This is a genomic window from Pseudomonas subflava (genome assembly GCF_023823685.1).
Lineage (GTDB): Bacteria > Pseudomonadota > Gammaproteobacteria > Pseudomonadales > Pseudomonadaceae > Aquipseudomonas > Aquipseudomonas subflava.
The window spans coordinates 76,342-102,266 of sequence record NZ_JAMXBF010000003.1; the positions used below are offsets into that span (position 1 = coordinate 76,342).

Below are 25,925 nucleotides of genomic sequence, written 5' to 3' on the forward strand. Positions count from 1 at the left end.
CCCCGGACCATGTTCGATATCGGCTTTTCCGAGCTGCTGCTGGTCGGCCTGGTGGCGCTGATCGTCTTCGGCCCCGAACGCCTGCCCGGTGCGGCGCGTACCGCCGGCCTGTGGATCGGCCGGCTGAAGCGCAGCTTCGGCGCGATCAAGGCGGAAGTGGAGCGCGAGATGGGCGCCGACGAAATCCGCCGGCAGTTGCACAACGAGCAGATCCTGCAGATGGAGCGCGAGCTCAAACAGTCGATCCAGCCGCCGGCGGCACCGGCCGCCGTTGAACCGGTAGAGGCCCAGCCGCAGGCCGAAAGCGCCACGCCGGTCACTCCGCCCGCCACTCCCCCGGCCACCCCGGAGCCGCCGCGCCAGCCATGACCGACCCGAAAGCCGAAATGCCCCTGGTGGCGCACCTCACCGAACTGCGCTCGCGCCTGCTGCGCTGCGTGGTGGCGGTGTTCATCGTGTTCGCCTGCCTGTTCTATTTCGCCCAGGACATCTACACCCTCGTCTCGGCGCCGCTGCGCGCCTACCTGCCCGAAGGCGCGACGATGATCGCCACCGGCGTCGCCTCGCCCTTCCTCACGCCGTTCAAGCTGACGGCCTGGTGCGCGCTGTTCCTCGCCATCCCGATCATCCTGCACCAGGTATGGGGCTTCATCGCGCCGGGGCTGTACCGGCACGAGAAGCGCATCGCCATGCCGCTGCTGGTCTCCAGCATCTTCCTGTTCTACGGCGGCATGGCCTTCGCCTACTTCCTGGTGTTCCCGCTGATCTTCCATTTCTTCGCCAGCGTGACCCCCGAGGGGGTGGCGATGATGACGGACATCAACGAGTACCTGGACTTCGTCCTCACCCTGTTCTTCGCCTTCGGCGTGGCCTTCGAGATCCCGGTGGCGACCTTCCTGGTGCTGTGGGTCGGCATCGTCGACATCGAGACGCTGAAGAAGAGCCGTCCCTACGTGATCGTCGGCTGCTTCGTGGTCGGCATGATCCTCACCCCGCCGGACATCTTCTCGCAGACCCTGCTGGCCGTGCCCATGTGGCTGCTGTTCGAGGTCGGGCTGTTCTTCGGCGGCATGGTGCGCACGCGCAGCCAGCACGACGACGTCGAGTCCGACGACCAGCCCCCCGCACCGCTGCCATGAACCTGCTACTGCTCGAGGAGGCTGACTTCGTCGCCTCCGACCGCGCCGTGCTGCAGGGCCGGCGCCTGAAGCACCTGCATGACGTGCATCGCGCCGAGGCCGGCGATCAGCTGCGTGTCGGCCGCCTCGGCGGCCTGATGGGACGCGGCACCCTGCTGGCTCTGGACGAGCAACACGCCGAGCTGCAGGTCGAACTTGACCAGCCACCGCCAGCCAAGCTGCCGCTGACCCTGCTGCTCGCCCTGCCGCGGCCGAAAATGCTCAAGCGCGTGCTGCAGAGCGCGGCCGCCATGGGCGTGCCGCGCCTGGTGCTGCTCAACAGCTACCGGGTGGAGAAGAGCTTCTGGCAGACGCCCTTTCTGGAGCCCGAAGCCATCCGCGAGCAGCTGATCCTCGGCCTGGAACAGGCCCGCGACACGATGCTGCCCGAGGTGGTCCTGGAGAAGCGCTTCAAGCCCTTCGTCGAGGACCGCCTGCCGGCCCTCGCCGCCGACACCCTCGGCCTGATCGGCCATCCCGGGGACTTCCCGGCCTGCCCGCGCGCGGTGAGCGAGCCGGTGACCCTGGCCATCGGCCCCGAAGGCGGCTGGATTCCCTACGAGGTGGACATGCTGCGCGAGGCCGGCCTGGCGCCGGTGCAGCTGGGTGAGCGCATCCTGCGCGTGGAAACCGCGGTCACCGCCCTGCTCGCCCGTCTGTTCTGATCGTTGCGCTTAAGAGAAACACGCCCGCGCCGATAAAGGACTACCGCCGGCGCCGCGCCCGGCCTCTGTACCTTTTCGGGAGTCCTTCATGTTCAGCTGGTTCGGCAACCTCAGCGTCCGACTCAAACTCACCCTGGGCTTCGGCCTGGTCCTGCTGCTCACGCTGCTGATCACCGTGACCGGCTGGTACAGCCTGAGCGCCACCGTCGCGCGCGGCGACAAGCTCGGTGCCAGCGCCCGCCTCAGCGAACTGACCAAGGACCTGGCGCTGAGCCGCCAGGCCTACCAGGCGAAGCAGGACGCCACGACCAGCCGGGCGATCGAAGACAACGTGCAGGCCATCGACACCCTCGGCGACGAGCTCAAGACCCTGTTCAGCGATCCGCAGGACCTGCGCCAGATCGACGAGCAGAAAGCCGCCACCGCGGACTACCGCAACGCGTTTTCCAGGCTGGCCCAGGCCTACCAGGCCCGCGAGACGGCCCGCGGCAAGCTCGGCAGCAGCGCCGACGCCGCCGTGGCCCTGCTGGTGGACATCGAGGGCCGCGTGCTCAACGACATCATGCTCGACGACGCCACCCGCCTCGAGCAGTTCCGCCAGCTCAGCAAGCTGGGCCTGGGCGTGCAGCAGGCGCGCTTCCAGGTGCGCGGCTACACCTACAGCAGCGACCCGAGCCTGCAGCAGGCCGCCTTCGATGCGGTGGACCAGGCCCTCAAGGGCCTGCAGGAGCTGGGCGCGACCATCGGCAGCGACGACGAAGACCTGCTCGCCGCGGAGAAGGCCCTGCAGGCCTACCGCGCCGCCATCGCCGAGTTCGGCAATGCCATGGCCAGCAGCACCGAGCAGTTCGAGCAGATGCGCCAGCACGGCGATCGCGTGCTCAAGGTCAGCCAGACCCTGTTCGAGCGGCAGTCGGCCAAGCGCGCCAAGGAATCGGCCCAGGCGCGCACCCTGTTGGCCGGCGCCTCGGTGCTGGCGCTGCTGATCGGCCTGGGGGCAGCGCTGATCATCACCCGCCTGATCGTGCGCCCGCTGCAGCACACCCTGAAGGCCGCCGAACGCATCGCCGCCGGCGACCTCAGTCAGGACATCCGCGTCACCCGCGAGGACGAGATGGGCCAGCTGCAGCGCAGCATGCAGACCATGACCGTCAGCCTGCGCGAGCTGGTCGGCCACATTCGCGACGGCGTCACCCAGATCGCCAGCGCCGCCGAGCAGCTGTCGGCCGTGACCGAGCAGACCAGCTCCGGGGTCAACAGCCAGAAGGTCGAGACCGACCAGGTGGCCACCGCGATGAACGAGATGACCGCCACCGTGCACGAGGTTGCGCGCAACGCCGAGGAGGCCTCCCACGCCGCCAGCGCCGCCGACCAGCAGGCCCGGGAAGGCGAGACCGCGGTCAGCGAGGCGGTCGAGCAGATGGACCGGCTGGCCGGCGAAGTGGGCCGCTCCAACGAGGCGGTGACCCACCTCAAAGCCGAGAGCGACAAGATCGGCAGCGTGCTGGACGTGATCAAGACGGTGGCCGAGCAGACCAACCTGCTGGCGCTCAACGCGGCCATCGAGGCGGCCCGAGCCGGCGAGGCCGGGCGCGGCTTCGCCGTGGTCGCCGACGAGGTGCGCGGCCTGGCCCAGCGCACACAGAAGTCCACCGAGGAGATCGAGTCGCTGATCGCCGCCCTGCAGCACGGCACCCAGCAGGCCGCGGCGCGCATGGACAGCAGCCGCGCGCTGACCGAGAGCACCGTCGAGCTGACCCGCCGCGCCGGCCTGCAACTCGGGGCCATCGCCCAGTCGGTGTCGTCCATCCAGGCGATGAACCAGCAGATCGCCACCGCGGCCGAAGAGCAGACCGCGGTCGCCGAGGAGATCAACCGCAGCGTGATCAACGTGCGCGACATCTCCGAGCAGACCGCCTCGGCCAGCGAGGAAACCGCCGCCTCGAGCATCGAGCTGGCGCGTCTCGGCAACGAGCTGCAACTGCTGGTCAGCCGCTTCCGCGTGTGAGCCCGCGGCGCGGGGCGTAGTATGGGCCGTTCATTCCCCTGCCCGCCCCGAGCCATGCGCCCACTGACCATCGACCTCGCCGAACTGGCCTTCGCCCTCAACAGCGAAGGCCTCGACCATTACCTCGACCTGCTCAGCGGCAAGGTGCTGCTGATGCCGGAAGAAGATACCGACTCCGAACTGGAAGCCCTGCTGCGCGACGAGCCGGAGCGCTTCCTGGCCATCGAGCCACTGGACGCGCAGGCCGGCCTGACGCTGATGCGTGAGTTCCTCGCCGAGGTGATCCACCCGCATGCCTACGCAGAGCTGGAAGAGGCGCTGGAAGGCCGGCGCGCGGCGCGCACCTTCGTGCATGTGCTGATGCAGTATCCGGCCCTGCTGGAAGCCTGGCAGCAGTTCGAGGCCGAGCGTCTGCGCGAACTGGCACTGGACTGGCTGGAAGAGCACGAGCTACAGCCGGCACGATCGCTGCACTGAGCGGCAATCGACCTGAACGCGAAAGAGGCGTGAAGCGCCGGGCCGGCGTGATCCGCGGCTCAGGTTTCGAGCAGAAAGGTCACCGGACCATCATTGACCAGATGCACCTGCATGTCGGCACCGAAACGGCCGGTGGCCACCTGCGGGTGCTGCTCGCGAGCCAGTTCGACCAGGCGCTCGAACAGGGCCAGGCCCTGTGCCGGTGGCGCCGCCGTGGAAAAACTCGGGCGCAGGCCGCTGCGGGTGTCGGCGGCCAGGGTGAACTGCGACACCAGCAGCAGGCCGCCGCCCACGTCCTTCAACGACAGGTTCATCTTGCCGGCCGGGTCGGCGAATACCCGGTAGTTGAGCAGCCTGTGCAGGCTCCTGGCGAGGCTCGCCGCGTCGTCCTGCGGCTCGATGCCGACCAGCGCCAGCAGCCCCTGATCGATGGCGCCGACGACTTCACCTTCCACCTCGACGCGGGCGCCGCGTACTCGCTGGATCAGCAGCTTCACGCGTCTTCCGGCGGCAGGTCGAGCAGGCGCCGGGCCATCTGGTCGGCGGCGCGTACCAGGGCATCGGTGATGCCCGGCTCGGCGGCGGCATGGCCGGCGTCGCGGATGATCTGAAGCTCGCTGTTGGGCCAGGCCTGGTGCAGCGACCAGGCGTTGTCCAGCGGGCAGATGGCATCGTAGCGACCGTGCACGATGATGCCCGGCAGGTGGGCGATCCTCGGCATGTCGCGCAGCAACTGGTCTTCCTCGAGGAAGGCGTTGTTGACGAAATAGTGCGACTCGATGCGGGCGATGGACAGGGCGCGGTGCGGCTCGGTGAAGCGGTCGACCACCTGCGGGTTGGGCCGCAGCGTGGCGGTGCGTCCCTCCCAGCAGGACCAGGCCTTGGCGGCATGCATCTGGGCGATCTGGTCGGCACCGGTGAGGCGCTTGTGGAAGGCCTGGACCAGATTGCCGCGTTCCTCCTGCGGAATCGGCGCTACGTAGTCTTCCCAGTAGTCGGGGAACAGCCGGCTCGCGCCTTCCTGATAGAACCAGTCGAACTCCTGCGGGCGGCAGAGGAAGATGCCGCGCAGGATCAGGCCATGGACGCGCTCGGGATGGGTCTGGGCGTAGGCCAGGGACAGGGTCGAACCCCAGGAGCCGCCGAACAGCAGCCACTTGTCGATGCCCAGGTGCTCGCGGATGCGCTCCATGTCGGCCACCAGGTCCCAGGTGGTGTTGCCGTCGAGGCTGGCATGCGGAATGGAGCGGCCGCAGCCGCGCTGATCGAAGGTGACGATGCGGTACAGGTTGGGATCGAAGTAGCGGCGGCTGGCGGAATCGCAGCCGGCGCCTGGGCCGCCGTGCACGAACAGCACCGGCAGGCCGTCCGGAGAGCCGCTCTCATCCAGATAGATGACATGCGGCTCGTCCACCGCCAGCTCATGGCGGGCGTAGGGTTTGATCTCCGGATACAAAGTCAGCATGGCGCACTCCCGAGTCTGTGCGTAAGGTCCCTGAGTCGGCCGGAGGCCGTGCCGGGCATCATAACCATGAAAAGGACGTTGAACATGCCTCTCCCGCGATTAATCCCCGCTTTTCTGCTGATCTGCGCCCTGCTCACCGGCTGCACGCCGAGCGATCCGCAGGCCGCGCTGGAGGAGGCCGTGCAGCGCCTGCAGGACAACCTAGAGGCCAAGCGCAACGACGAGGTACTGGAGCAACTGCACCCGCAATTCAGCGCGCAGCAGCAGTACGATCGCGAGTGGGCGCGGCGCACCATGGCGCTGCTGTTCCTGCGCCACAAGCAGGTGCGGGTGATCGCCATCGGCAAGAGCAGTGAGGTCAACCCCACCTACAGCAACAAGGGCCACACCCGCGCCGAGGTGGCCCTCACTGGCGCCGAGGGGCTGATCCCGGATAGCGCCCGGCATTACAGCGTCACGCTGGAGTGGTGGCTGGAAGACGGCGAGTGGCAGCTGGCGCGGCTGGACTGGCAGTGAGCCGGTCAGGGCCTGTTCACAAGCTTCTGGTTTGGAGCCAGGCAAGGCCTCGGCGGCCCCGCAAAAACGCCCGAGGAAGGGCACTGGGCTCGCACGCGAGTTTACGAGTGGTAAGTGAGCATCCGACCCAGGGCTTTTGACGCCGTATGGCCGCGAGCCAGGAGAGCGTGGACAGGTCTCAGAACAGCCAGGGAATGAACATCCGGCTACGCCCCATGTATGCGCGGTAGGCCTCGCCGAAGTAATCCAGGCATTCGGCCTCGTCGCGCCGCGCCGCCAGATACAGCAACACGCTGGCCGTGGCGGCCAGAACCAGAGTCAGGGCATGCAGGTCCTTCCAGGCGATGCCCCAGGTCAGCAGCAGCAGCGAGCAGAACAGCGGGTGGCGGATGAAGCGGTAGATGCCGCCGGTGACCAGCTGCGAGGTGCGCTCGAAGGCGTACAGCTCATCGTCCTGGCGCCGCTCGCTGGGCTTGCCGTCACGGCGCAGCTGGTACAGGCCGAGGGATAGCACGGTCAGCGAGGCGAACAGAAAGACCCAGGAGATCTTCTGGTGCAGCGCGTAGCGGTCCTCGAACCAGACCGGCGCGTTGAGCACCAGCAAACCGAGCATCGCCTCCCAGGCGAGGAAGCGATAGAAGCCGTGGGAGCGGGTGTTCTTCAGCGCGCGCCAGGAGATGCCCAGCAACGCCAGCGAGCCCAGCAGAAACGCCCCGACCTGCATCCATACCATCCCTCGTTCCTCCGTCTGCCGCTTCGCCAGCCCCGTTCGGGCCTCTGATACACTGCCGGCCTCTTCAGTTCCGGCGTACGCAATGGACCGCACCCAACTGCACAGCCTGCTGCCGCACCAGGGCCAAGCCCTGTGGCTGGACGCCCTGCTCGGTCACGACGCCGGCCACATCGAGGGACTGTCCGCCTGGCATCATCTGCATGCCTTTGGCGACAATGCCTCGCCCTGCCTGCTGTTCGAGGCCGCCGCCCAGCTGTGCGCCGCGCATGGTGCCCTATATGGCGAGGATAACGCCATCGACATGGCCCTGGTCGGCAAGCTGTCCCAGCTGCAGCTGCACCATGAGCCACAGCACCGCGAAGGCCCGCTGCACGTTGCCGCCACCCAGGAGGCACTGAGCCCGGCCGGCGCGCTCTACGCCTTCAGCATCCACGCCGAGCAGCGCCTGCTGCTGGACGGCAAGCTTCTGCTGGTGCTGATCCGTGCTTGAGCTGAGCAACATCGTCCACCGCTATCCCGGCGCCGACATCCCGGCCCTGCAGGGCATCGACCTGCAGCTGCAGCCCGGCCAGTGCCTGGGCCTGCTCGGCAGCAATGGCGCCGGCAAGACCACCCTGCTCTCCCTGCTGGCCGGCGTGCTGCCGCTGCAGCAGGGCGAGATCCGCTGGGACGGCGAGCGCAGCCTCGGCCTGGTGCCGCAGCAGCTGGCCTTCTATGCCGAACTCAAGGTGCGCGAGAACCTCGAGCTGTTCGCCGACCTGTATCGCCTGCGCGGCGCCGAACGCACCCGCCGCCTGGAGCTGTGCATCGCCAGCACCGCGCTGGAGAGCAAGCTGCAACGCCGCGCCGCGCGCCTGTCCGGTGGCGAACAACGACGGCTGAACTTCGCTATCGGCCTGCTGCAGCCGGCGCGCCTGTACCTGTTCGACGAAGCCACGGTCGGCGTCGACGCCGCCAGCCGCCAGCTGCTGCTGGGCGCCGTCGAGCGCCTGACCGGCGAAGGCCACGCGGTGATCTACACCAGCCACTACCTCGACGAGATCGAGCGCGTGGCCCAGCGCATCGTCCTGCTGCACGAAGGCCGCGTGCGCCTGGACCTGGACAGCCGCCAGCTGCTCGGCGACAGCCACGGCCTGCTGCTGGAGTGGCAGAACGGGGAGCCCGCCGGCCTGCGCGAACTGCTGGGCAAGCTGCACCTGAGCGCCGAGACACTGCCGGGCGGCCTGCGCATCGCCGCGCTGGATGGCCCGCAGCTGCTGGAGATCACCCGCTTCCTCGCCGAGCGCCCCGAGCTGCCGCACCTGCTGCGCTTCGGTCGGCCCTCGCTGGAGCAGCTCTACCTGCGCCTCAACGGAGGCCGCCTATGAGACTGCGGGCCCTGGTGCGCAAGGAATTCCTGCTGATGCTGCGCGACCCGCACGCGCTGGCCGTGCTGTTCATCATGCCGACCCTGTTCCTGGTGCTGATGGCCGGCGCCATGTCCAACTACCTGCAGGACAAGCCGCCAGCCCTGCGCCTGGTGCTGGAGGCCACGCCGAACGGCAGCTACGAACAGGCGTTCCGCGTCGCTCTGCAGGCCCAGTTGCCGGGCAGCGAACTGCTGGCGCAGGGCGATGCGCGCAGCGCCAGGATCAGCCTGCCCGCCGACTTCAGCGAGACCCTGCTGGACGACGAGCGCCAGGGCCTGGCCCTGAGCTTCCCGCCGCAGCTGGACAAGCTGTCGCGCCAGCACCTGCGCGGCGCCGTGCGCATCGCCCTGGCGCAGACCCGTCTGCTCGCCTTCCTCGAAGACAACGGCGACCTGGACGCCAGCCTGCCGCTGGCCGAGCGCCTGGCCCTGGTGCAGCAACGCACCCAGAGCCAGATAGAGGAACGAGAGCTGCTGGCCAGCGGCGACCTCAGCGGCCGCGCCAACGCCAGCCAGTTGAGCGTGCCGGCCTGGCTGATCTTCGGTATGTTCTTCGTCGCCCTGCCGATGGCGGGCGGCTTCCAGCGCGAGCAGCAGAGCGGCGCCCTCCTGCGCTTCCGCGCTCTCGACCTCAGCCTGGCCACCCTGGCCCTGAGCAAGCTGCTGCCCTACTTCGCCATCAACCTGGTGCAGTTCGCCCTACTGCTGAGCATCGGCGTGCACGGCCTGCCGCTGCTCGGCCTGCAGGGCCTGTCCCTGCCCGGTAGCCCGGCGGCCTACGCCCTGCTTGCCATCAGCCTGGGCCTGGCCACCTGCGGCCTCGGCTTGCTGCTGGCGGCCCTGGCGCGCAGCGCCGAGCAGGCGTTGTTGCTCGGCGGCGGGATCAATATCATCCTCGCCGCACTGGGCGGCATCATGGTGCCGAAGAGCGTGATGCCGGCGGCCATGGGCCAGCTGGCAGAAGTTTCGCCGATGAGCTGGGCGCTGGACGCCTTCCTCACCCTGCTGGTGGGCCAGGGCTCGCTCGCCGACATCGCCCCCCACTGTTTCCGCCTGCTGCTGATGGCTGCCCTGCTGGGCGGCGGTGGCTGGCTTCTGTTCCGCAGACGAGTGCAGCAAACGCAATGGACGAACGACTAGAACAACAACTCAAGCAACTGCTGATTCGTGAGTGCGACAAGGAAGACGACATCGACTGGCAGAGCATCGCCGACGATGAACCGCTGTTCGGCGCCAAGAGCCGCGTGCAGATGGACAGCCTGGACGCCCTGCAGGTGTCGCTGGCCCTGCAGCAGCACTACGGCGTGCGTATCGAGGGCGCCAAGGACGGTCGCAAGATCCTCGCCAGCATCGCCGATATCGCCGCCTTTATCCGCAGCCAGAAATGACCCCGGTCTACCTGCAACGCGGCGCCCTGCACAGCACCCTCGGCGCCGATCTGAGCGACGCGGCGAGCAACCTGCTGGCCGACCTTCGGCCGCAGCCGACGCCCTTCCAGCTGCACGAACTGCAGCAGCCGCGGCCCTACTTCGCCGTCGCCACTGACGAGACGCTGGACGCACGTCTGGATCGCCTGCTGGGCGAAACCCTGGGCGACGCCGCGGCCGGCGATTGCCTGCTGATCGTCGCCAGCACCGCGCTGGATATCACCGAGCTGGAAACCCAAGTGGCAGCCGACGGCGGCTTCCGCTTCGAACACTCCACACCGCTGGACCTGATGGCCGAGCGCCTGCGCCAGCGCCACGGTTTCGCCGATGCCTTCACCCTCAACACCGCCTGCACCAGCGCCGCCAACGGCCTGCTGTATGGCGCGCGCCTGCTCGCCAGCGGTGACTGCACGCAGGTGTTGGTGCTGGCCTTCGAGACGCCCAGCGCCATCGCCCAGCAAGGCTTCAGCGCCCTCGACCTGACCAGCCCCAGCGGCGCCTATCGGCCCTTTCATCCGGAGCGCGACGGCTTGGTACTCGGCGAGTGCTACTGCGCCACCCTGCTCGGCCTTGAGCCAGGCCCAGCACCACTGGCGAAGCTGCTCGGCGGCTTCAGCGCCTGCGATACCAGCAGCCTGACCACCACCCGCGAGGACGGCAGCCATATCGACTGGGTGATGCAACGCGCGCTGAACGCCGCCGGAGTCGAAGCTGGGCAGATCGGCCTGATCAAGCTGCACGGCACCGCCACCGGCGCTAACGACCTGGCCGAAAGCGCCGGCATGCGCCTGCTCTACCCCGATCAGATGCCGCCGCTGGCCGTGCTCAAGCCCTGGCTCGGCCACACCCTGGGCGCCTGCGGCCTGAGCGAGACCCTGTTGCTGCTCGCCGCCCTGCGCCAAGGCACGCTACCGGCGCTGGACTATGCCGGCGAGGCGCTGCTGCCGCTGCCCACCGAGCCGACAGCAATTGCGCCCGACGCCCTGCTGCTGGCCAACTTCTTCGGCTTCGGCGGCAACAACGCCAGCCTGGTGCTGCAGGGGATCGCGCAATGAAGGTGATTGCCGCCAGCGAGATCCACGGCAGCGCCGAGCTCGACGACAAGGCGCTGAAGGCCGCGCTCAGCCGCTACCTGAGCAGCCCGCCACGCCGCATCGACCGCCTGATCTTCCAGGCCCTGCTCGGCGCCGCCCTGCTCAAGGAACAGGTGCGCAGCGACTGCGGCCTGTACCTGGCCTCACGCCACCCGGCGCGGCCGACCATGGGCGCGCTGCTCGACGCCGTGTGCGTGCAGCAGCGCCAGCCCAAGCCCTTCGAGTTCGTCAACAGCGTGAGCAACGCCGCCGGCTTCCATGTCGCTCAGCAGCTGGGTCTGGAAGGGCCGAATCTGTTCGTCGGTGCCGGGCCACGGGTGTGGCCGCAACTGCAGCGGCTGGCCGCGCTGGACCTGGCCGATGGCCTGGTCAGCCAGGCGCTGCTGATAGTGGTCGAAGACCTGGGCGACTTCCGCGTGCAGGCGGTACTACTGGAGCGTGGAGAAGCGAGCGCGCCAGCGGCGGATTTTGCTGCGCTAACAGCGAGTGTCGACGTGAAGCGGCTCGACCTGTAACGCAGGTCAGGCCGTAGGCTGGATGACGCTTTGCTCATCCACCATCAGCCCGCATGGAGGATCGATAAAGCGCGATCCACCCTATGCAATCACGCTTGCTCCAGGCGCCCAGCGCGCCCTCGGTAGCCCGGATGAAATCCGGGAAAGCGTCAGTCCGCCCCCCGGATTTCATCCGGGCTACGGTCTGGAAGTCGGAAAGGCAATCGAGCCGGCAGCGGATTTCACCGCTATCAGCGGGCGGCTCGACCTGGAGCGCTGGCCGTAGGGTGGATGACGCTCCGTTCATCCACCACCAGCCCCGCACGGTGGATCGATAAAGCGCGGTCCACCCTACGCAATCAGCCCTTGCGCTTACTCCAGGCGCCCAGCTCCTGCATCAGCGCCCGTTCCTGGCCGGCGATGCCACGCAGCATCTCGGCGATGGGACGGAAGTCCGGTGCCTCGCCCTTGCTGCGGCTGGCGCGCACACAGGCCGAGGCGAACTGGCGCCAGTCGTCGCCGATGGCGGTCAGGCGTGCCGAGGCCTCGCCCAGGTCGGCCGCGCCGATCTTCTCGCCGGCCTCCTGCAGGAAGCTGGCATACATGAAGCGGAAGCCGGCGCCGCCGGTGCCGATCTCTTCCTGCATGCGCACGATGTGGGTCAGGTACAGGCGGTTGTACTTGGTCTGCGCCGGATCGAGATTCTCGACCTGTTTGGCCAGGTGCTGGATGCCGCGAATGCCGATCCACGGCAGCGGCATGCCGTCGAGGATGCGCGTAGTGCCGAGCACGGCCTGGCGGATCAGCCTCTCCCAGTCCTGCTGCTGCGGCACGTCATCCAGCCAGTACATCAGGCCCTTGGCTGCCAGGGCGCCCTTGGCGAAGCGCGCCTTCTGCAGGTCGGCGCTGGCGCAGCGCACGGGCTCTTCGAACACCGGGTCGCTGATCAGGTATTCGTCGCCGTCGCGGCCGTAGGCCAGCAGGTTGTGCGCGTTGAAGTGGAAGCGCATCTCCGGCGGGAAGTACGGCAGCCAGAACACCGAGCTCTGCAGGCCGGCCAGACGGCCCTGGTCGAGCAGCGCATCCAGCTCGCGGCGGCCCTGCTCGGGGTTGCCGAAGGTGCGGCTGTTGAGGCGCGCGCCGAGGCGCTTGCTCAGGGTCTTGATCAGGTGCTTCGGCGGCATGCGATAGGCAATCAGCGGCATGCCGCTGAGCTTGACGATCGGCAGGTAGGCGAAGGCCAGGCCCGAGGCCAGACCGAAGGCCATCGGCTCGCTCATCGGCAGGCCGGCGTGGGTCAGCAGGCTGGCCATTACCCCGCTCTCGCAGTGGGCGCTCTGGCGGTGCTGGAAATGCGGTTCGAAGCTGCTCATGCCGGTGCCTTCTGGTAGCCGATCAGTTGTTCCACCGGCAGGCCGAAGGCTTCGGCGTAACGGGCGAGGATGGCGGCGCTCAGGCGCCGGTAGATGGCCGGGCGGAAGTGGCGGCGGATGCGCCACTGGAACAGCCCGGTGATCTGTGCCAGCGCCGGCTCGTCCAGACGGTATCGGTACATCAGGCACTTCAGCGGCGACAGCTCGCCGCGCTGCCAGGCCGCCTCGGCCTCGGCTTCCTGGGACTCCAGCTCGGCCACGGCCAGCTGAGTGGCGTAGGCCTCGGTGTCCCAGCCGTCGCTCTGCGCGCGCTGGTAGTGGCCCTCGGCATCCACCGCATAGACCAGCTTGCTGTGGCCGCCGTAGGTGGAGCTGTGATCCTGGGGAACCTCGTCAAGCTTCATCGCCGACCACCGTCAGATGCATGAATGCGCTGGAGAAACGACCACTCTCCGGCACGTAGCAGAGCAGACGCTCGCCACGGCGCAGGCGGCCGCCGTTGAACAGTTCCTCGAGGATGATGAAGATCGACGCGGCGCCGGTATTGCCCTTGCTGGTCAGGTTGGTGAACCAGCGCTCCTGGGGAATAGGCAGGTCGGCCTCGGCCAGGCCCACCGCCAGCGGCTCGCGGAAGAACTCGGAGGAGTAGTGCGGCAGGAAGTGGTCGATGTCCGCCACGCGCAGGTCGCGCTTGTGCAGGATGCGCTTGAGCGCCTCGACCACGGTGTATTTGACGATGTTGTCGTTGAGCAGCTTGACGTCCTGCTTGATCGCCATCACCGAGCGACGGTTGCGCTCGTCGGCGTCGAAGCGGCTCCAGCCGGTCAGGCCGCCCTCCTCCATCTCGGCGCCGGCGTACATGCACGGCGGCATCTGGTCGGCGAAGGAGAGGATGTCGATCCAGTCGATGCGCAGGCTCAGGCCGCGGGCGTTGGGCTGGCCCTGCAGCCACACGGCGCCGGCGCCGTCGGAGAGCATCCAGCGCAGGAAGTCCTTCTCGAAGGCGATCTCCGGGTGGCTCTCCAGTTCGGCGGCGCGGCGCTCGTACTCGGCGTCGAAGTTGTGCGCCTGCATCAGTGCGGAGGCCACCTCCGAGCCGCAGGCCACGGCGTTGCGGCTCTCGCCGCTGGCCACGCTGAGCCAGGCGTACTTCAGCGCAGTCATGCCGCACAGGCAGATGCCGGCGGTGGTCACCACCTCGCTGGGCGGGTTGCCCAGCTCGCCGTGCACCATCACCGCGTGCCCGGGCATGGTCTGGTCCGGCGACGAGGTGCTGGCCACCAGGCAGTCCAGTTCATTCAGATCGAAGCCCGGCGCCTGCAGCTCGCGGATGGCGGCGGCGCTGATCTGCGCGTTGCTCATCGCCTGCCGGCCGCTGGCCGGGTCGATCACGTAGTGGCGGTTCTGGATGCCGTTGCGCCTGAGTACCAGGCGCCGCGCCCGCGACGGCTGGCCACCGACGTAGCCGAGGCGTTCTTCCATCTGCTCGTTGTCGACCGGGTCGAACGGCAGGTAGGCGCTGATGCGGTTGATGAAGACGGGATTGGCCACGTTGAATTCCTCGGGTCACTTCACTCGCCGGACGGGCCGGCGAAGTAGGCCTTTTCACGCAGAGTCCGTTCCCTGGACAGCGGAGCCAGCAGTTTCTTGAGCAGGGCGCCGAGCGGCACCACGGTGATGATCAGGCAGATCAGGAAGACGATGTAGACGACCAGGCCGACACCTCGGCGCCGGCTCTGCTGCGGGCCGAGGGCGGAGAGCAGGCGACTCCACAGCTGGAAGCTGCGGTTGCCGACCTTTTCGCTGCCGATCAGCTTCTCGTCGACGCGCACGGCGCCCAGGCCCTTGAGCATGGGCTCGGTGATGGGCAGCTCGTCACGGGCCAGGCGCTGCGCCATGGCTTCGCCGAAGCGGCCGGCGGCGGCGATCTCGCCGTCTTCGATACCGGCACGCGGCACCCAGGAATAGGACTTCTGCCGGCCGGTGAACATCCACAGCGGCGTGGCCAGGAAGCTGGCGGCGGTGCCGCAGGCGTCGGTCAGGGCGATGTTGTCGACCAAACGCGCGCCGAGCTGGGCCAGGCGCGCCTTGACCTTCTCCTGGGCCATCAGCCACATGTTGCGACAGCCGATCAGGGTTACCACCGGGGTGTTCTCGAGCAGCCTGGCGGCCTCCGGCGAGGCGAGGAAGGCGGTCACCGGCATCGATGGCGAGAGGAACCACACCTGATAGGCGAGGATCACAAGGTCATAGCGCTTGCCGGCGTCCACCTGTAGCGGCTGCAGCGGTTGCGGACGCATCAGCACGGTTTCGGGAAAGATGCGGAAGAAGCCGAGGAACGGCCAGGGGAAGGGAAACGGCTGGGCGGGCTGCAACGGCAGGTAGTCGACCTGCACATCGGGGCGCTTTTCCAGGGGCTCGCACACCGACCGGACCAGACGGTCCAACTGGCCGGTTTGTGAGAAATGAACCACTAAAACCTGACGCATCGCATCCCTTGCCGATTCCCTGCAAAATGGCGGGATTATGCCACAGCGATTTCTTCAAACCGTAACCTGGCCATGCCTGCTGGCACTGCTGTTCGTCAGTTCGTCAGCGGCAGCCGGGGACATTCTGGTCAAGGTGCAGGGCGGACAGGCCAAGGGCACCTTGCACCTGGCTCTGGTGCCGGCCGACCAGCCGGAGTGGGACGGCCAGATCCTGCGCCAGATACATGGCGATTCCAGCGAAATGCGCCTGACCGATGTGCCGCCGGGGAGCTATGCCGTGCAGCTGTTCCAGGACCTGGACGGCGACGGCGCCCTGGCCCTCAGCCCCCGCGGCGTGCCTCGCGAGCCGGTGGGCTTCTCCACCAATCCCAGCCTGTTCAAGGGCAAGCCGACGCCGCCGCAGTGCCTGTTCGAGCACGGCGGCGGCGATACGTCGATCACGGTGAAGCTGCGCGGCAAGCAGCGCTAGTCGGCGCGCCAGACCAGCTCGGCGGTGTCGTAGCCGCGACTGCGTGCCTCGGACAGCAGGCGCTCGCGAGTCTCGGCCGAGACCTCGGGCGTGCGCGACAGCAGCCAGAGGTATTCGCGGTTGGGATTGCCGACCAGCGCGGTGCGGTAGTCATCGTCCAGGTAGAGCACCCAGTAGTCGCCCTTGGTCAGCCCGGGGAAGAGGTTGCTGAACCAGTTGTCGAAGCGCACCCACAGCTTGTCGGTCTGTCCCGGCTGCTGGAGTTCGGCCTGGCCGCGAGCCTCCTTCCACTCGCCGTCTTCGGTGCGGCAACGGTTGGTCACGTCGACGCGGCCGTCGTCACGCAGCCCATAGTGCGCCTCCGAGGCGACGCAGTCGCGCTGGAAGAACATCGGCAGTCGCGCGAGTTCGTACCAGGTGCCCTGATAGCGCTCGAGATCGACCTTGCCGGCGGTCTGCGGCGGGGCCTCGGAATTCGCCGATCCGGCGCAGCCGGCGAGGACGGTGAGCAGCAAGAAGAGTGGCAGCGAACGCATGGGACGATCTCCAGGGTCTGTTCGCACTATGACAACGCCGGCCGGCAACGGGTCCGTTTACTTGAGGCCCTGGCCGGAGAACATCATCACCTTGTCGCCGGCGAACTGAACGCTGATGAAGGAGGTTTCGTCGCCCCAGGTGCAGCTGGTCAGGCCGATGGCGCCGGAGCACTCGGTGGGGCTGCCGAGCAGGTTTTCCACTTCGCCCTTGGGCATGCCTGCCTTGAGCTGGGAATAATTCTCCTGGTTGATCTTGTTGCAGGCGGCGAGCAGGACACAGGCGGCGAGAGCGACGAGATGACGCGGCGACATGGGCGACTCCAGAGATATGGGAAGGTTGTGAGCTTGGCACAAGGCCGGCCCGATTGCGCTGCTCGGACCGCAAGAGCGCGGCATGATTCGCACAGCGACTCGAGTGAGGCCGGCGCGGTGCCGCAGCGGCTCAGAATCGCGACCCGGGCTTGTCCAGAAAGGCCAGCTCCTCGGCCGTGGAAGGGCGACCGAGGGTCAGGTTGCGGTGGGGGAAACGGCCGAAACGGCGTATCACGTCGCGGTGGCGTTCGGCGAAGTCGAGAAAGCCGGCGAACAGCTCGCGCTCGGCGGAAGACGCCTGGTCGCGCAGCCCGGTGAAGCGGGCGACGGCCTCGTCCTGCAGCGCCGGATCTTCGGCATGCTCCAGCACCAGGTAGGCGAACACCCGCTGGATGGGCGCGAGCCCGGTGTCGAAGCCTCGCTCCAGTCCCTCGCGCAGCAAGGACCTGGCGCGCGCGTCGCCAGCGAAGGCCTGCGGCGTGCCGCGGTGGATCATCCGCGGCAGCTGATCGAGCAGCAGGATCAGCGCCAACCGGCCTTCCGGCTGTTCGGCCCAGTCCTGCAGACCTCCGGCCAGAGCCGCCGCGCAGGGCTCGCCGAACAGCAGACGGGCCTGCTCATCCTGCTCGGCGCGGTAGCCGAACCACAGCCGGTTGCGCTGGGCCGCCACTTCGCCGGCGGTCTCGGCGGCGCCGAACCACCAGTCCAGCAGCGGCTGCCAGGCGTTCAAGACTCAGCCCTGGTGGTAGCCGGTGACGCGCTCGACCTCTTCCTTCGAGCCGAGGAATACCGCCACGCGCTGGTGCAGGGACTCCGGCTGGATGTCGAGGATGCGCTGGGTGCCGTTGGTGGCGGCGCCGCCGGCCTGCTCGATGATGAAGGACATCGGGTTGGCCTCGTACATCAGGCGCAGCTTGCCGGGCTTGCCGGGCTCGCGGGCGTCGCGCGGGTACATGAACAGGCCGCCGCGGGTGAGGATGCGGTGCACGTCCGCCACCATGGAGGCGATCCAGCGCATGTTGTAATTCTTGCCCAGCGGGCCTTCCTTGCCGGCCAGCAGCTCGTCCACGTAGCGCTTGACCGGGGCTTCCCAGTGGCGCTGGTTGGACATGTTGATGGCGAACTCGGCGGTGCTTTCCGGCACACGGATGTCGTCGTGGGTCAGCACGAAACTGCCCATCTCGCGATCCAGGGTGAAGCCCTTCACGCCGTCGCCCAGGGTCAGCAGCAGCATGGTCTGCGGACCGTAGATGGCGTAGCCGGCGGCCACTTGCTGGGTGCCCGGCTGGAGGAAGGCCTCTTCGCCGAGCGGATCGTTCTGGCTGAAGCACTCGGACGGGCAGCGCAGCACGGAGAAGATGGTGCCGACCGACACGTTGACGTCGATGTTGCTGGAGCCGTCCAGCGGGTCGAACACCAGCAGGTAGGCGCCTTTCGGGTACTTGCCGGGAATCTGGTAGGCGTTGTCCATCTCCTCGGACGCCATGCCGGCCAGGGTGCCGCCCCACTCGTTGGCCTCCAGCAGGATCTCGTTGGAGAGCACGTCGAGCTTCTTCTGCACCTCGCCCTGCACGTTCTCGGTGCCCATGCTGCCGAGCACGCCACCGAGGGCGCCCTTGGAGACGGCGTGGCTGATTTCCTTGCAGGCGCGGGCCACCACCTCGATGAGGAAGCGCAGGTCGGCCGGGGTGTTGTGACTGCGGGTCTGTTCGATCAGGTAGCGGCTCAGGGTGACGCGCGACATGGAGGGGCTCCGGAAGGGAAAGAAAAACGGCGGCAGTTTAACCGGTTGCGGGTTCCGGCGCCTCTGCCGGACTCGACAGCAGATGAGAGGATAGCGACACGGGGGAAGTTCAGTGACGCGGCCCCGTTGCGGGGCCGCGGTGATGCGAGGCCTTACAGGTCCCAGGCGAGGGAGACGTTGAGGCCGTGCTGGTCGCTGTCGTCGGCGTCGCGGAAGGTGTAGGCGCCGCGCACCGACATGCCCGGCGCGACCCGGTGGCTGACGCCGAAGCTGGCGCGCCAGGTCTTGTCGTCCGGGGTGTAGCCGTCCAGCGTGTAGCCGATGGTCGGCAGGCTGCGCAGCGACATGTCCACTTCGGTGGCGTCGTCCTCGTACTCACGCTCCATCGCCACCTCGCCGAACAGGCGGGTCTGCTGGTTCAGGTCGAACAGCCCCTGCAGGCCGATGCCCAGGCGCTTGGAAGTGCGCTTCTGGTCGCCGTAGTTGAGCGCGGTGGAGCTCTGACCGTCCTCGGAATAGCCGTCCACCTCGACCCGCGCGTAATCGGCGCTGACGAAGGGGCTGAGGTGCCACGGGCTGTCCGCGCTCTGGGCAATGTCGTAGCCGATGCGGCCGCTCAGGCTCCACAGCTCGCCATCGGTATCGCCCTTCTCCTGGCGGGTGGCCGGGCCGAGGTCGAACTGGCGCTCGAGATCGTCGTAGTCCAGGTAACCGGCGCTGGCTGCCAGCTCGCCCCACCAGCGGTTCTGCTGATACTGCGCGAAGGCGGTCGCCAGGTAGCTGCGCAGGTCGTAGTCGGTATCGGTCTGGTCGACCTCCAGGTCCTGCTCGTACAGGCCGGCCGCCAGACCGACACGCCAGGCCTCGTCGAGGCGATAGCTGCCACCCACGTTCAGGCTGTAGCCGTTGCCGTCGGCATCGCCATCGAACGCCTCGTAGCTCTGCCGCTGGCCACCGGCGTTGACGAAGGGCCGCCACTGGCCGACCGCCTGCCAGGCTTCCCAGTCCGCCTGCCACTGCGCGCGCAGCTGATCCTGGTGCGAACGCAGGGTGCCGTGGGCCATCTCCGGCAGCAGGCTGGCCTGCCAGGGCGCGGACAGCAGCGAGTAGGCGTAGTCGGCGATCAGCGTCTGGCCGGCGATGGTCGGGTGCACGCCGTCGTTGAACAGCAGTTTGGTCGGGTCCGGGTTGGTGCCATTGATGCCGTAGACCGGATTCTCCACTGCGCAGCCGTCGAAGCAGGTGCCGATCAGGTCCTGATCCGCCGCCAGGCCATAGCTGGCCGGGGCAGCCAGGACTTCCGAGAGCATCAGCGGCACGTTGAGCGGAATGACCTCGGCATTCACCGTAGACAGCTGGCGGACCAGCTCGGCGTTGAAGTCCGCACCCAGCTGGGAGACGGTGCCGGCCAGCGGCGTGCCGGAGAGGGCCGGCGTCTTGCCCACGTCCGGCAGCAGCCAGACCATGATGTAGCGGGCGCCGGCCTGTTGCAGCGTCTGCACGCTATCGACCAGGCGCCCCGCCGCGGCCTGGGCCGTTGCGGTGCTGGTGACTCGGAACTGGAGGAAATCGTTGCCGCCGCCGGTGATGTAGTAGAGCGCGTTGGGATCGGCCCGGCCGCCGGTCGAGGCGAGATAGCCGGTACCGCCGTCGATGGTCCCGAGGATCTCGTCGGTGCGATAGCCGCCAACGGCCCAGTTGTTCCCGCCGTCATTGGCGGCGGCCAGACCATCGGCGCCCAGCCCCAGCTGACCGCCCAGCAGCATCGGAGCCACGGGGCCATAGGCCTCGCCCGGCCCGTAACCCGGGCCGACGCGGTTGGTGAAGCGGATGGGGCCGTCGGCATCGGTGAACCAGCCGGCATCGCTCAGGCTGTCGCCGAACACGACCAGCGAAGAATAGGGGGACGCATGCAGCGAAAGAGAGGTACCCGCCAACAGGCAGGCCGCCGCGAGGGGAGTGAGTAAGCGCTTCATCGGAATGTCCTTGTCGTTGTTATTTGACCGGTGGCACCGACTGACTCTAGCGTGATTTCCGTCGCAATTCACCAAGCGCTTGCTCCAGACCGCTAACGGCACTCCATCCACGCCTGGTGCAGCAGCAACGCCCCGCCGAGTACGCACGCTTGACACGCCGCGCCCGGACACGCGGGCAAGAAAAAGCCCCGCCGAGGCGGGGCTTTTCAGCGCGGGCGGCGACTCAGAACTGAGCGGCGTCCAGCAGGTACAGCGACTCGCTGCCGGCCTTGACCGAGGCGCTCAGAGAGTGGATGCGCGGCAGCAGGCGGGCGAAGAAGAAGCGCGCGGTGCCCAGCTTGCTGGCGTAGAAGTCGTCCTGACCTTCCTTGCCCAGCGAGGCGCGCGCCATCAGCGCCCACATGTAGGCATAGGCGGTGTAGCCGAACACGTGCAGGTACTCGACGGAAGCGGCACCGATCTCGTTCGGGTTGGCCTTGGCGCGCTCCAGAACCCAGGCGGTCAGCTCGTCGAGGTTCTTCACCGCGGCCTGCAGCGGGCCGGTGAACTCGGCCAGCGAGGCGTCGGCACTGGCGATGAAGGCGTTGATCTCGTCGGCGAAGTGACGGTAGTAGCTGCCACCGCTGCCAACGATCTTGCGGCCCATCAGATCGAGCGACTGGATGCCGTTGGTGCCTTCGTAGATCTGGGTGATGCGGCAGTCGCGGATCAGCTGCTCCTGGCCCCATTCGCGGACGAAGCCGTGGCCGCCGAAGATCTGCTGGCCGTGCACGGTGGCTTCCAGGCCCATGTCGGTAAGGAAGGCCTTGGCCACCGGAGTCAGCAGGGCGACCAGCTCCTCGGCGCGCTTGCGGGTGGTGGCCTCCTCGCTGTACTTGGCGGTGTCCAGCTGCATGGCGACGTAGCTGGAGAAGGCACGGCCGCCCTCGTTCAGCGCCTTCATGGTCAGCAGCATGCGGCGCACGTCCGGGTGCACGATGATCGGGTCGGCGGCCTTGTCCTTGTTCACCGGGCCGGTCGGAGCGCGGCTCTGGATGCGGTCGCGGGCGTACTCGATGGCGCTCTGGTAGGAGCGCTCGCCCAGGGCCAGGCCCTGGATGCCGACGCCCAGGCGCTCGTAGTTCATCATGGTGAACATGGCGTTGAGGCCCTTGTTCGGCTCGTCGACGATCCAGCCGGTGGCGCCGTCGAAGTTCATCACGCAGGTGGCCGAGGCCTTGATGCCCATCTTGTGCTCGATCGAGCCGCAGCCCAGCGAGTTCTTCTCGCCCAGGGAGCCGTCGGCATTGACCATGACCTTGGGCACCAGGAACAGCGAGATGCCCTTCGGGCCGGCCGGGGCGTCCGGCAGCTTGGCCAGGACCAGGTGAATGATGTTCTCGGTCAGGTCGTGCTCGCCGCCGGTGATGAAGATCTTGGTACCGGTGATCTTGTAGCTGCCGTCGGCCTGAGGCTCGGCCTTGGTGCGGATGATGCCCAGGTCGGTGCCGGCGTGCGGCTCGGTCAGGCACATGGAGCCGGCCCAGACGCCGGAATACATGTTCGGCAGGTACTGCGCCTTCAGCTCTTCGCTGGCGTGGTTGAGGATCGACAGGCAGGCGCCGGCGGTGAGCATCGGGTACAGGCCGAAGGACAGGTTGGCCGAGTTGACCATCTCCTCGACCTGGGCGCCGATCACCTTGGGCATGCCCATGCCGCCGAACTCCGGCGAACCGCCCACGCCGACCCAGCCGCCCTCGGCGTAGGTACGGTAGGCCTCGGGGAAGCCGGCCGGGGTGGTCACCACGCCGTCGTTCCACGAGCAGCCTTCTTCGTCGCCACTGCGGTTCAGCGGGGCGATGGTGCCGCCGGTAACCTTGCCGGCCTCTTCGAGGATGGCGGAAGCGGTGTCGGCGTCGACGACTTCGGCCAGGCTCGGCAGCTCGGCCCACAGCGTGGAAACGTCGAAGACTTCATTGAGTACGAAGCGCATGTCGCGCAGGGGAGCTTTGTAGTCGGCCATGGAGCGATCCTCGGGACAAGGGAACGGCCGAAAGACGCGGCCGGTTCAACATGGGCCGGAGTCTATCCGAACACAATTTCAGGACATAGGTTCTAGTTATGAACATCCAGTCACGCGCCGAATGGTCACTCGACCGCCGCCTTCACCCGCACCGCGCCGCGTCGATTTTCGCCCTGCGCTACCACGCAATTGCGCCCGGCGCGCTTGGCCGCGTACAGGGCCTTGTCGGCGCTGCGCAGCACTTCGTCGGCGCCACGCTGATGCGCCTCGCGCTCGGCGACGCCGATGCTGATGGTCACCGACACGCTCGCCGCGCCGCTAGCCCTGCGCCGCTGACGCCCTTCCTTGTCGCTCCTGGGCCGCTGCTGCTTGTCGCGTAGCTGTAGCGGGTAGTGCTCCACCGCATCGCGCACCGCCTCCAGGTGCGCCCGGCATTCGTCGATCGACTTGCCGGGGAACACCAGGGTGAACTCCTCACCGCCGTAGCGATAGGCCTTGCCACCCCCGCCGACGCGGCGCAGGCGGCTGGCGACCAGCTTGAGCACCTGGTCGCCGACGTCGTGGCCATGGGTGTCGTTGAATTTCTTGAAGTGATCGACGTCAGCCATGGCGATCACGTAGTTGCGGCCGAGGCGCTCCAGGCGATCGTTCAGCGCGCGCCGCCCGGGCAGGCCGGTGAGCTCGTCGCGATAGGCCATCTGGTAGGCCTCGTGAACCACCGCCGCCACCAGCATCAGCATCACCAGGCTGCTCATCACCTGCAGCGCATGCGGCAGGATGAAGGTATTGGGCAGCATCCACAGCAGCCCGAGCAGGCCGAGGAACTGCGCCGCATGCAGCGGCCGCGGCTGGCGCAGGTACTGCACCAGCAGCAGTACGCCGGCGATCAGGAACAGCGGGTAGGCGAGCTGGATCAGGTTCATCCACTGCCCGTGCCAGAGCGGCCAGTGCACCTCCGCCAGCCAGCCCTGCAGGCCCTCGGGAAAACGGCGGGCCAGCGCCAGGAAGGTGCCCCCCACGGCGAGCAGTACTGCGGCGCGGGCGACCATGTCCTGCAGCAGATGGCTCCGCTCGCGCCAGGCGCCGTAGAGGCCGTAGAGCAGTGGCAGCAGCAGGCTGCACAGGTGGAACACCAGCGCCGCGTCGGCGCGCACGTGGCCGTGGGCGCGGTAGTGATCGGTCTGGGTGTCCAGCAGGAAATAGGTGAGGTAAACCACCACCAGCAACGACAGCTCGCGCTGCCGCCCATAGACCACGCAGAAGGCGCCGCCGAGCAGCAGGAGCAGGGTCGGCAGGACATTGAACAGCGACTGGAAGAACTCGCTGAGCGATTCCATGCGCGCCACGGCCAACCCCGCCAGCAGCAGCGGCAGCGCGGCGAGCAGATGGTCGGGACGGTAGGCGGCGAGACGAGGCAAGGTCAGTTCGAAGTCGGCCGGAAAGATGCGGCATTTTGCCTGTATCGAGGGCAAAGGGCAGCGGAAATCGCTGGCATTCCGTCGCCAGGCGGAGCACGGGGCGAGCGGCGCACACAACGAACCGTCAGCTCCGACGCCCAGCCTTTTATCCAGCTCACGGTCTAGCCATCCCGACCTGCTGATGGGATTCCGAATGCCTGCTGGTTCTTCCCGCTGCTGCGGAGCGGGCTCTGAGCCAGGGCCGATACCGCAAGGCAAAAATGCCGCGCAAAAAAAAAACGCGGCCCGAGGGGGCCGCGGTTTCTTTGACCTGAGGTCGGACCGGACTTAGTAGCCCAGAGCGAAGTGCTCTTCGTCCATTTCCATCAGGTTGCTGGCGCCGGACAGCATGGTGGCGACGTGAGTACGGGTACGCGGCAGGATGCGTTCGAAGTAGAAGCGCGCGGTCTGCAGCTTGGCCTTGTAGAAGGCCTCTTCCTCAGTGCCGGCAGCGATCTTCTCGGCAGCCAGGCGAGCGATGTCGGCCCAGAAGTAGGCCAGGCAGGCGTAGCCGGAGTACATCAGGTAGTCCACCGAGGCGGCACCGACTTCTTCGCGGTCCTTCATCGCGGCCATGCCCACTTTCATGGTCAGGTCGCCCCACTCCTTGTTCAGCTGCGCCAGCGGTGCGACCAGACCTTTGATGGCCTCGTTGCCTTCGTTGGCCTGGCAGAACTTGTGCACGATCTTGGTGAAGCCTTTCAGGGCTTCGCCTTGGGTCATCAGCACTTTACGGCCGAGCAGGTCGAGAGCCTGAACACCGGTGGTGCCTTCGTACAGGCAGGAGATGCGGCTGTCGCGCACGTTCTGCTCCATGCCCCACTCGGCGATGAAGCCGTGGCCACCGTAGATCTGCACGCCATGGTTGGCGGCTTCGAAGCCGACTTCGGTCATGAAGGCCTTGGCGATCGGAGTCAGGAAGGCCAGCATCGCGTCGGCGGCTTTCTTCTCTTCTTCGTCCTGGCTGTACTTGACGATGTCGACCTGCTTGGCGGTGAAGTACACCATCGCGCGGTTGCCTTCGGCGAAGGCTTTCATGGTCAGCAGCATGCGACGCACGTCCGGATGGACGATGATCGGGTCGGCAGCCTTGTCCGGCGATTTCGGGCCAGTCAGGGAACGCATCTGCAGACGCTCGCGGGCGTACTTGATGCCGCCCTGGAAGGCGATTTCGGCGTGGGCCAGGCCCTGCAGAGCGGTACCCAGGCGAGCAGTGTTCATGAAGGTGAACATGCAGTTCAGGCCTTTGTTGGCCGGGCCGATCAGGTAGCCGGTGGCGCCGTCGAAGTTCATCACGCAGGTGGCGTTGCCGTGGATGCCCATCTTGTGCTCTAGGGAGCCACAGGAAACGGCATTGCGCGAACCAACGCTGCCATCGGCGTTCACGTTGAACTTCGGCACGATGAACAGGGAGATGCCCTTGGTGCCCTGCGGGGCGTCGGGCAGGCGGGCCAGCACGATGTGGACGATGTTATCGACCATGTCGTGTTCGCCGGCGGAGATGAAGATCTTGGTGCCGGACACCTTGTAGGAACCGTCAGCCTGAGGCTCGGCCTTGGTGCGCAGCATGCCCAGGTCGGTACCGCAATGCGGCTCGGTCAGGCACATGGTGCCGGTCCACTCGCCGGATACCAGCTTGGTCAGGTAGGTGTGCTTCTGCTCGTCGGTGCCGTGGGCTTCAATGGTGTTCATCGCGCCGTGGGACAGGCCGGGGTACATGCCCCAGGACCAGTTGGCTTCGCCGACCATCTCGCTCAGGGCCAGGCCCAGGGATTCCGGCAGGCCTTGGCCGCCGTGGTCGACGTTGTGCGCCAGGCTCGGCCAGCCGCCTTCGACGAACTGCTGGTAGGCCTCTTTGAAGCCGGTGGGGGTCTTCACGCCGGATTCGGACCAGGTGCAGCCCTCGAGGTCACCAACGCGGTTCAGCGGAGCGATGACCTGCTCACAGAACTTGGCGCCTTCTTCCAGAATGGCGCTGACCATGTCCGGGGTGGCGTCCTGGCAGCCAGGCAGGCTCTGATAGTGCGCTTCGTAGCCGAGCAGTTCGTCGCGAACGAAGCGGATATCACGCAAGGGGGCCTTGTACTCAGGCATAGCGGTAA

General features: G+C 67.5%; 28 protein-coding genes and 1 pseudogene. 14 read left to right on the forward strand and 15 right to left on the reverse strand.

Going from position 1 to position 25,925, the window contains the following annotated elements; all coding sequences use genetic code 11:
* Nucleotides 1-9: 9 nt before the first annotated feature.
* The 6 genes and pseudogenes from tatB to NF616_RS03815 all read left to right on the forward strand — a co-directional run bounded on the left by tatB (nucleotide 10) and on the right by NF616_RS03815 (nucleotide 4,328).
* Nucleotides 10-369 carry a Sec-independent protein translocase protein TatB gene (tatB, locus tag NF616_RS03795; RefSeq protein ID WP_252271726.1) on the forward strand — a complete coding sequence of 120 codons (360 nt, stop codon included), beginning with the start codon at nucleotides 10-12 and terminating at the stop codon, nucleotides 367-369.
* Nucleotides 366-1,139, forward strand: a complete 774-nt coding sequence (gene tatC / locus NF616_RS03800; RefSeq protein ID WP_252271727.1) for a twin-arginine translocase subunit TatC — start codon at nucleotides 366-368, stop codon at nucleotides 1,137-1,139. Before tatB ends, tatC begins: the two co-directional genes overlap by 4 nt.
* Nucleotides 1,136-1,843 (forward strand): 16S rRNA (uracil(1498)-N(3))-methyltransferase, encoded by a 708-nt coding sequence (locus NF616_RS03805; protein WP_252271728.1) that lies wholly within the window; start codon nucleotides 1,136-1,138, stop codon nucleotides 1,841-1,843. Before tatC ends, NF616_RS03805 begins: the two co-directional genes overlap by 4 nt.
* An 88-nt stretch (nucleotides 1,844-1,931) precedes the next feature.
* Nucleotides 1,932-2,996 (forward strand): annotated as a pseudogene (locus NF616_RS21315) (methyl-accepting chemotaxis protein); the annotation flags it as partial.
* 141 nt (nucleotides 2,997-3,137) lie between these two features.
* A complete protein-coding gene (locus NF616_RS21320; RefSeq protein ID WP_434091866.1) occupies nucleotides 3,138-3,851 on the forward strand; it encodes a methyl-accepting chemotaxis protein in 714 nt (237 codons plus the stop codon).
* Nucleotides 3,852-3,905: 54 nt separating this feature from the next.
* Entirely contained in the window at nucleotides 3,906-4,328 is a 423-nt protein-coding gene (locus tag NF616_RS03815) for a UPF0158 family protein (protein ID WP_252271730.1), read from the forward strand.
* 59 nt (nucleotides 4,329-4,387) lie between these two features.
* On the opposite strand, the gene dtd is transcribed toward NF616_RS03815, so the two are convergent.
* Nucleotides 4,388-4,825, reverse strand: coding sequence for a D-aminoacyl-tRNA deacylase (gene dtd / locus NF616_RS03820; protein ID WP_252271731.1), 438 nt, complete (start codon nucleotides 4,823-4,825; stop codon nucleotides 4,388-4,390).
* Nucleotides 4,822-5,793 (reverse strand): prolyl aminopeptidase, encoded by a 972-nt coding sequence (gene pip / locus NF616_RS03825; RefSeq protein ID WP_252271732.1) that lies wholly within the window; start codon nucleotides 5,791-5,793, stop codon nucleotides 4,822-4,824. The genes dtd and pip overlap by 4 nt, the downstream gene beginning before the upstream one ends.
* 84 nt (nucleotides 5,794-5,877) lie before the next feature.
* On the opposite strand from pip, the gene NF616_RS03830 reads away from it, so the two are divergent.
* Nucleotides 5,878-6,309, forward strand: coding sequence for a hypothetical protein (locus tag NF616_RS03830; protein WP_252271733.1), 432 nt, complete (start codon nucleotides 5,878-5,880; stop codon nucleotides 6,307-6,309).
* 178 nt (nucleotides 6,310-6,487) lie between these two features.
* Here NF616_RS03830 and NF616_RS03835 read toward each other — a convergent pair whose 3' ends face one another.
* A complete protein-coding gene (locus tag NF616_RS03835; RefSeq protein ID WP_252271734.1) occupies nucleotides 6,488-7,042 on the reverse strand; it encodes a methyltransferase family protein in 555 nt (184 codons plus the stop codon).
* An 82-nt stretch (nucleotides 7,043-7,124) separates the two neighbouring features.
* On the opposite strand from NF616_RS03835, the gene NF616_RS03840 reads away from it, so the two are divergent.
* The 6 genes from NF616_RS03840 to NF616_RS03865 are packed head-to-tail and all read left to right on the forward strand — an operon-like array spanning nucleotide 7,125 to nucleotide 11,486.
* Nucleotides 7,125-7,532 carry a hotdog family protein gene (locus tag NF616_RS03840; protein ID WP_252271735.1) on the forward strand — a complete coding sequence of 136 codons (408 nt, stop codon included), beginning with the start codon at nucleotides 7,125-7,127 and terminating at the stop codon, nucleotides 7,530-7,532.
* A complete protein-coding gene (locus NF616_RS03845) occupies nucleotides 7,525-8,409 on the forward strand; it encodes an ABC transporter ATP-binding protein (RefSeq protein ID WP_252271736.1) in 885 nt (294 codons plus the stop codon). Before NF616_RS03840 ends, NF616_RS03845 begins: the two co-directional genes overlap by 8 nt.
* A complete protein-coding gene (locus NF616_RS03850; protein ID WP_252271737.1) occupies nucleotides 8,406-9,590 on the forward strand; it encodes an ABC transporter permease in 1,185 nt (394 codons plus the stop codon). The genes NF616_RS03845 and NF616_RS03850 overlap by 4 nt, the downstream gene beginning before the upstream one ends.
* On the forward strand, nucleotides 9,575-9,838 hold the full coding sequence (locus NF616_RS03855; protein WP_137973510.1) for an acyl carrier protein: 264 nt from the start codon (nucleotides 9,575-9,577) through the stop codon (nucleotides 9,836-9,838). Before NF616_RS03850 ends, NF616_RS03855 begins: the two co-directional genes overlap by 16 nt.
* On the forward strand, nucleotides 9,835-10,932 hold the full coding sequence (locus tag NF616_RS03860) for a beta-ketoacyl synthase N-terminal-like domain-containing protein (RefSeq protein ID WP_252271738.1): 1,098 nt from the start codon (nucleotides 9,835-9,837) through the stop codon (nucleotides 10,930-10,932). Before NF616_RS03855 ends, NF616_RS03860 begins: the two co-directional genes overlap by 4 nt.
* Entirely contained in the window at nucleotides 10,929-11,486 is a 558-nt protein-coding gene (locus NF616_RS03865) for a hypothetical protein (RefSeq protein ID WP_252271739.1), read from the forward strand. Before NF616_RS03860 ends, NF616_RS03865 begins: the two co-directional genes overlap by 4 nt.
* Before the next feature lie 338 nt (nucleotides 11,487-11,824).
* Here NF616_RS03865 and darH read toward each other — a convergent pair whose 3' ends face one another.
* From darH to NF616_RS03885, 4 genes are read right to left on the reverse strand one after another with little or no spacing between them, the layout of a single operon-like run.
* A complete protein-coding gene (gene darH, locus NF616_RS03870) occupies nucleotides 11,825-12,838 on the reverse strand; it encodes a BtrH-related acyltransferase DarH (RefSeq protein ID WP_252271740.1) in 1,014 nt (337 codons plus the stop codon).
* Nucleotides 12,835-13,242 (reverse strand): DarG family dialkylresorcinol biosynthesis protein, encoded by a 408-nt coding sequence (locus NF616_RS03875; protein ID WP_252271741.1) that lies wholly within the window; start codon nucleotides 13,240-13,242, stop codon nucleotides 12,835-12,837. Before NF616_RS03875 ends, darH begins: the two co-directional genes overlap by 4 nt.
* Complete coding sequence (locus NF616_RS03880) at nucleotides 13,232-14,389, reverse strand: beta-ketoacyl-ACP synthase III (protein ID WP_252271742.1); 1,158 nt, start codon at nucleotides 14,387-14,389, stop codon at nucleotides 13,232-13,234. Before NF616_RS03880 ends, NF616_RS03875 begins: the two co-directional genes overlap by 11 nt.
* A gap of 20 nt (nucleotides 14,390-14,409) precedes the next feature.
* On the reverse strand, nucleotides 14,410-15,264 hold the full coding sequence (locus tag NF616_RS03885) for a dialkylrecorsinol condensing enzyme (protein ID WP_252271743.1): 855 nt from the start codon (nucleotides 15,262-15,264) through the stop codon (nucleotides 14,410-14,412).
* 100 nt (nucleotides 15,265-15,364) lie between these two features.
* Here NF616_RS03885 and NF616_RS03890 point away from each other — a divergent pair, with 100 nt between their 5' ends.
* Nucleotides 15,365-15,796, forward strand: coding sequence for a DUF2141 domain-containing protein (locus NF616_RS03890; protein WP_252271744.1), 432 nt, complete (start codon nucleotides 15,365-15,367; stop codon nucleotides 15,794-15,796).
* Here the strand turns inward: NF616_RS03890 and NF616_RS03895 are convergent.
* From NF616_RS03895 to NF616_RS03930, 8 genes are all read right to left on the reverse strand, one after another.
* Nucleotides 15,793-16,332 carry a lipocalin family protein gene (locus NF616_RS03895; protein ID WP_252271745.1) on the reverse strand — a complete coding sequence of 180 codons (540 nt, stop codon included), beginning with the start codon at nucleotides 16,330-16,332 and terminating at the stop codon, nucleotides 15,793-15,795. The two genes, NF616_RS03890 and NF616_RS03895, sit on opposite strands and share 4 nt — an antisense overlap.
* 57 nt (nucleotides 16,333-16,389) lie before the next feature.
* The gene (locus NF616_RS03900; RefSeq protein ID WP_252271746.1) at nucleotides 16,390-16,644 is read right to left on the reverse strand and encodes an outer membrane protein assembly factor BamE; all 255 of its coding nucleotides are present in this window, start codon (nucleotides 16,642-16,644) and stop codon (nucleotides 16,390-16,392) included.
* Between the two features lie 130 nt (nucleotides 16,645-16,774).
* The gene (locus NF616_RS03905) at nucleotides 16,775-17,374 is read right to left on the reverse strand and encodes a DUF924 family protein (protein ID WP_252271747.1); all 600 of its coding nucleotides are present in this window, start codon (nucleotides 17,372-17,374) and stop codon (nucleotides 16,775-16,777) included.
* Between the two features lie 3 nt (nucleotides 17,375-17,377).
* Nucleotides 17,378-18,388, reverse strand: coding sequence for a class 1 fructose-bisphosphatase (locus NF616_RS03910; protein WP_252271748.1), 1,011 nt, complete (start codon nucleotides 18,386-18,388; stop codon nucleotides 17,378-17,380).
* A 152-nt stretch (nucleotides 18,389-18,540) separates the two neighbouring features.
* A complete protein-coding gene (locus tag NF616_RS03915) occupies nucleotides 18,541-20,364 on the reverse strand; it encodes an autotransporter domain-containing SGNH/GDSL hydrolase family protein (protein ID WP_252271749.1) in 1,824 nt (607 codons plus the stop codon).
* A 223-nt stretch (nucleotides 20,365-20,587) separates the two neighbouring features.
* Nucleotides 20,588-22,366, reverse strand: coding sequence for an acyl-CoA dehydrogenase C-terminal domain-containing protein (locus tag NF616_RS03920; RefSeq protein WP_252271750.1), 1,779 nt, complete (start codon nucleotides 22,364-22,366; stop codon nucleotides 20,588-20,590).
* Between the two features lie 125 nt (nucleotides 22,367-22,491).
* The gene (locus NF616_RS03925) at nucleotides 22,492-23,784 is read right to left on the reverse strand and encodes a GGDEF domain-containing protein (RefSeq protein ID WP_252271751.1); all 1,293 of its coding nucleotides are present in this window, start codon (nucleotides 23,782-23,784) and stop codon (nucleotides 22,492-22,494) included.
* A 327-nt stretch (nucleotides 23,785-24,111) separates the two neighbouring features.
* Nucleotides 24,112-25,917, reverse strand: coding sequence for a phenylacyl-CoA dehydrogenase (locus NF616_RS03930; RefSeq protein ID WP_252271752.1), 1,806 nt, complete (start codon nucleotides 25,915-25,917; stop codon nucleotides 24,112-24,114).
* Nucleotides 25,918-25,925: the final 8 nt, after the last annotated feature.

Excerpts from the sequence above, each read along its gene's own strand:
- tatB (WP_252271726.1), top strand. The coding sequence starts at position 10 with ATGTTCGATATCGGCTTTTCCGAGCTGCTGCTGGTCGGCCTGGTGGCG.
- tatC (WP_252271727.1), top strand. The coding sequence starts at position 366 with ATGACCGACCCGAAAGCCGAAATGCCCCTGGTGGCGCACCTCACCGAA.
- NF616_RS03805 (WP_252271728.1), top strand. The coding sequence starts at position 1,136 with ATGAACCTGCTACTGCTCGAGGAGGCTGACTTCGTCGCCTCCGACCGC.
- NF616_RS21320 (WP_434091866.1), top strand. The coding sequence starts at position 3,138 with ATGAACGAGATGACCGCCACCGTGCACGAGGTTGCGCGCAACGCCGAG.
- NF616_RS03815 (WP_252271730.1), top strand. The coding sequence starts at position 3,906 with ATGCGCCCACTGACCATCGACCTCGCCGAACTGGCCTTCGCCCTCAAC.
- pip (WP_252271732.1), bottom strand. The coding sequence starts at position 5,793 with ATGCTGACTTTGTATCCGGAGATCAAACCCTACGCCCGCCATGAGCTG.
- NF616_RS03830 (WP_252271733.1), top strand. The coding sequence starts at position 5,878 with ATGCCTCTCCCGCGATTAATCCCCGCTTTTCTGCTGATCTGCGCCCTG.
- NF616_RS03835 (WP_252271734.1), bottom strand. The coding sequence starts at position 7,042 with ATGGTATGGATGCAGGTCGGGGCGTTTCTGCTGGGCTCGCTGGCGTTG.
- NF616_RS03840 (WP_252271735.1), top strand. The coding sequence starts at position 7,125 with ATGGACCGCACCCAACTGCACAGCCTGCTGCCGCACCAGGGCCAAGCC.
- NF616_RS03850 (WP_252271737.1), top strand. The coding sequence starts at position 8,406 with ATGAGACTGCGGGCCCTGGTGCGCAAGGAATTCCTGCTGATGCTGCGC.
- NF616_RS03855 (WP_137973510.1), top strand. The coding sequence starts at position 9,575 with ATGGACGAACGACTAGAACAACAACTCAAGCAACTGCTGATTCGTGAG.
- NF616_RS03860 (WP_252271738.1), top strand. The coding sequence starts at position 9,835 with ATGACCCCGGTCTACCTGCAACGCGGCGCCCTGCACAGCACCCTCGGC.
- NF616_RS03865 (WP_252271739.1), top strand. The coding sequence starts at position 10,929 with ATGAAGGTGATTGCCGCCAGCGAGATCCACGGCAGCGCCGAGCTCGAC.
- darH (WP_252271740.1), bottom strand. The coding sequence starts at position 12,838 with ATGAGCAGCTTCGAACCGCATTTCCAGCACCGCCAGAGCGCCCACTGC.
- NF616_RS03875 (WP_252271741.1), bottom strand. The coding sequence starts at position 13,242 with ATGAAGCTTGACGAGGTTCCCCAGGATCACAGCTCCACCTACGGCGGC.
- NF616_RS03890 (WP_252271744.1), top strand. The coding sequence starts at position 15,365 with ATGCCACAGCGATTTCTTCAAACCGTAACCTGGCCATGCCTGCTGGCA.
- NF616_RS03895 (WP_252271745.1), bottom strand. The coding sequence starts at position 16,332 with ATGCGTTCGCTGCCACTCTTCTTGCTGCTCACCGTCCTCGCCGGCTGC.
- NF616_RS03900 (WP_252271746.1), bottom strand. The coding sequence starts at position 16,644 with ATGTCGCCGCGTCATCTCGTCGCTCTCGCCGCCTGTGTCCTGCTCGCC.
- NF616_RS03910 (WP_252271748.1), bottom strand. The coding sequence starts at position 18,388 with ATGTCGCGCGTCACCCTGAGCCGCTACCTGATCGAACAGACCCGCAGT.
- NF616_RS03915 (WP_252271749.1), bottom strand. The coding sequence starts at position 20,364 with ATGAAGCGCTTACTCACTCCCCTCGCGGCGGCCTGCCTGTTGGCGGGT.
- NF616_RS03920 (WP_252271750.1), bottom strand. The coding sequence starts at position 22,366 with ATGGCCGACTACAAAGCTCCCCTGCGCGACATGCGCTTCGTACTCAAT.
- NF616_RS03930 (WP_252271752.1), bottom strand. The coding sequence starts at position 25,917 with ATGCCTGAGTACAAGGCCCCCTTGCGTGATATCCGCTTCGTTCGCGAC.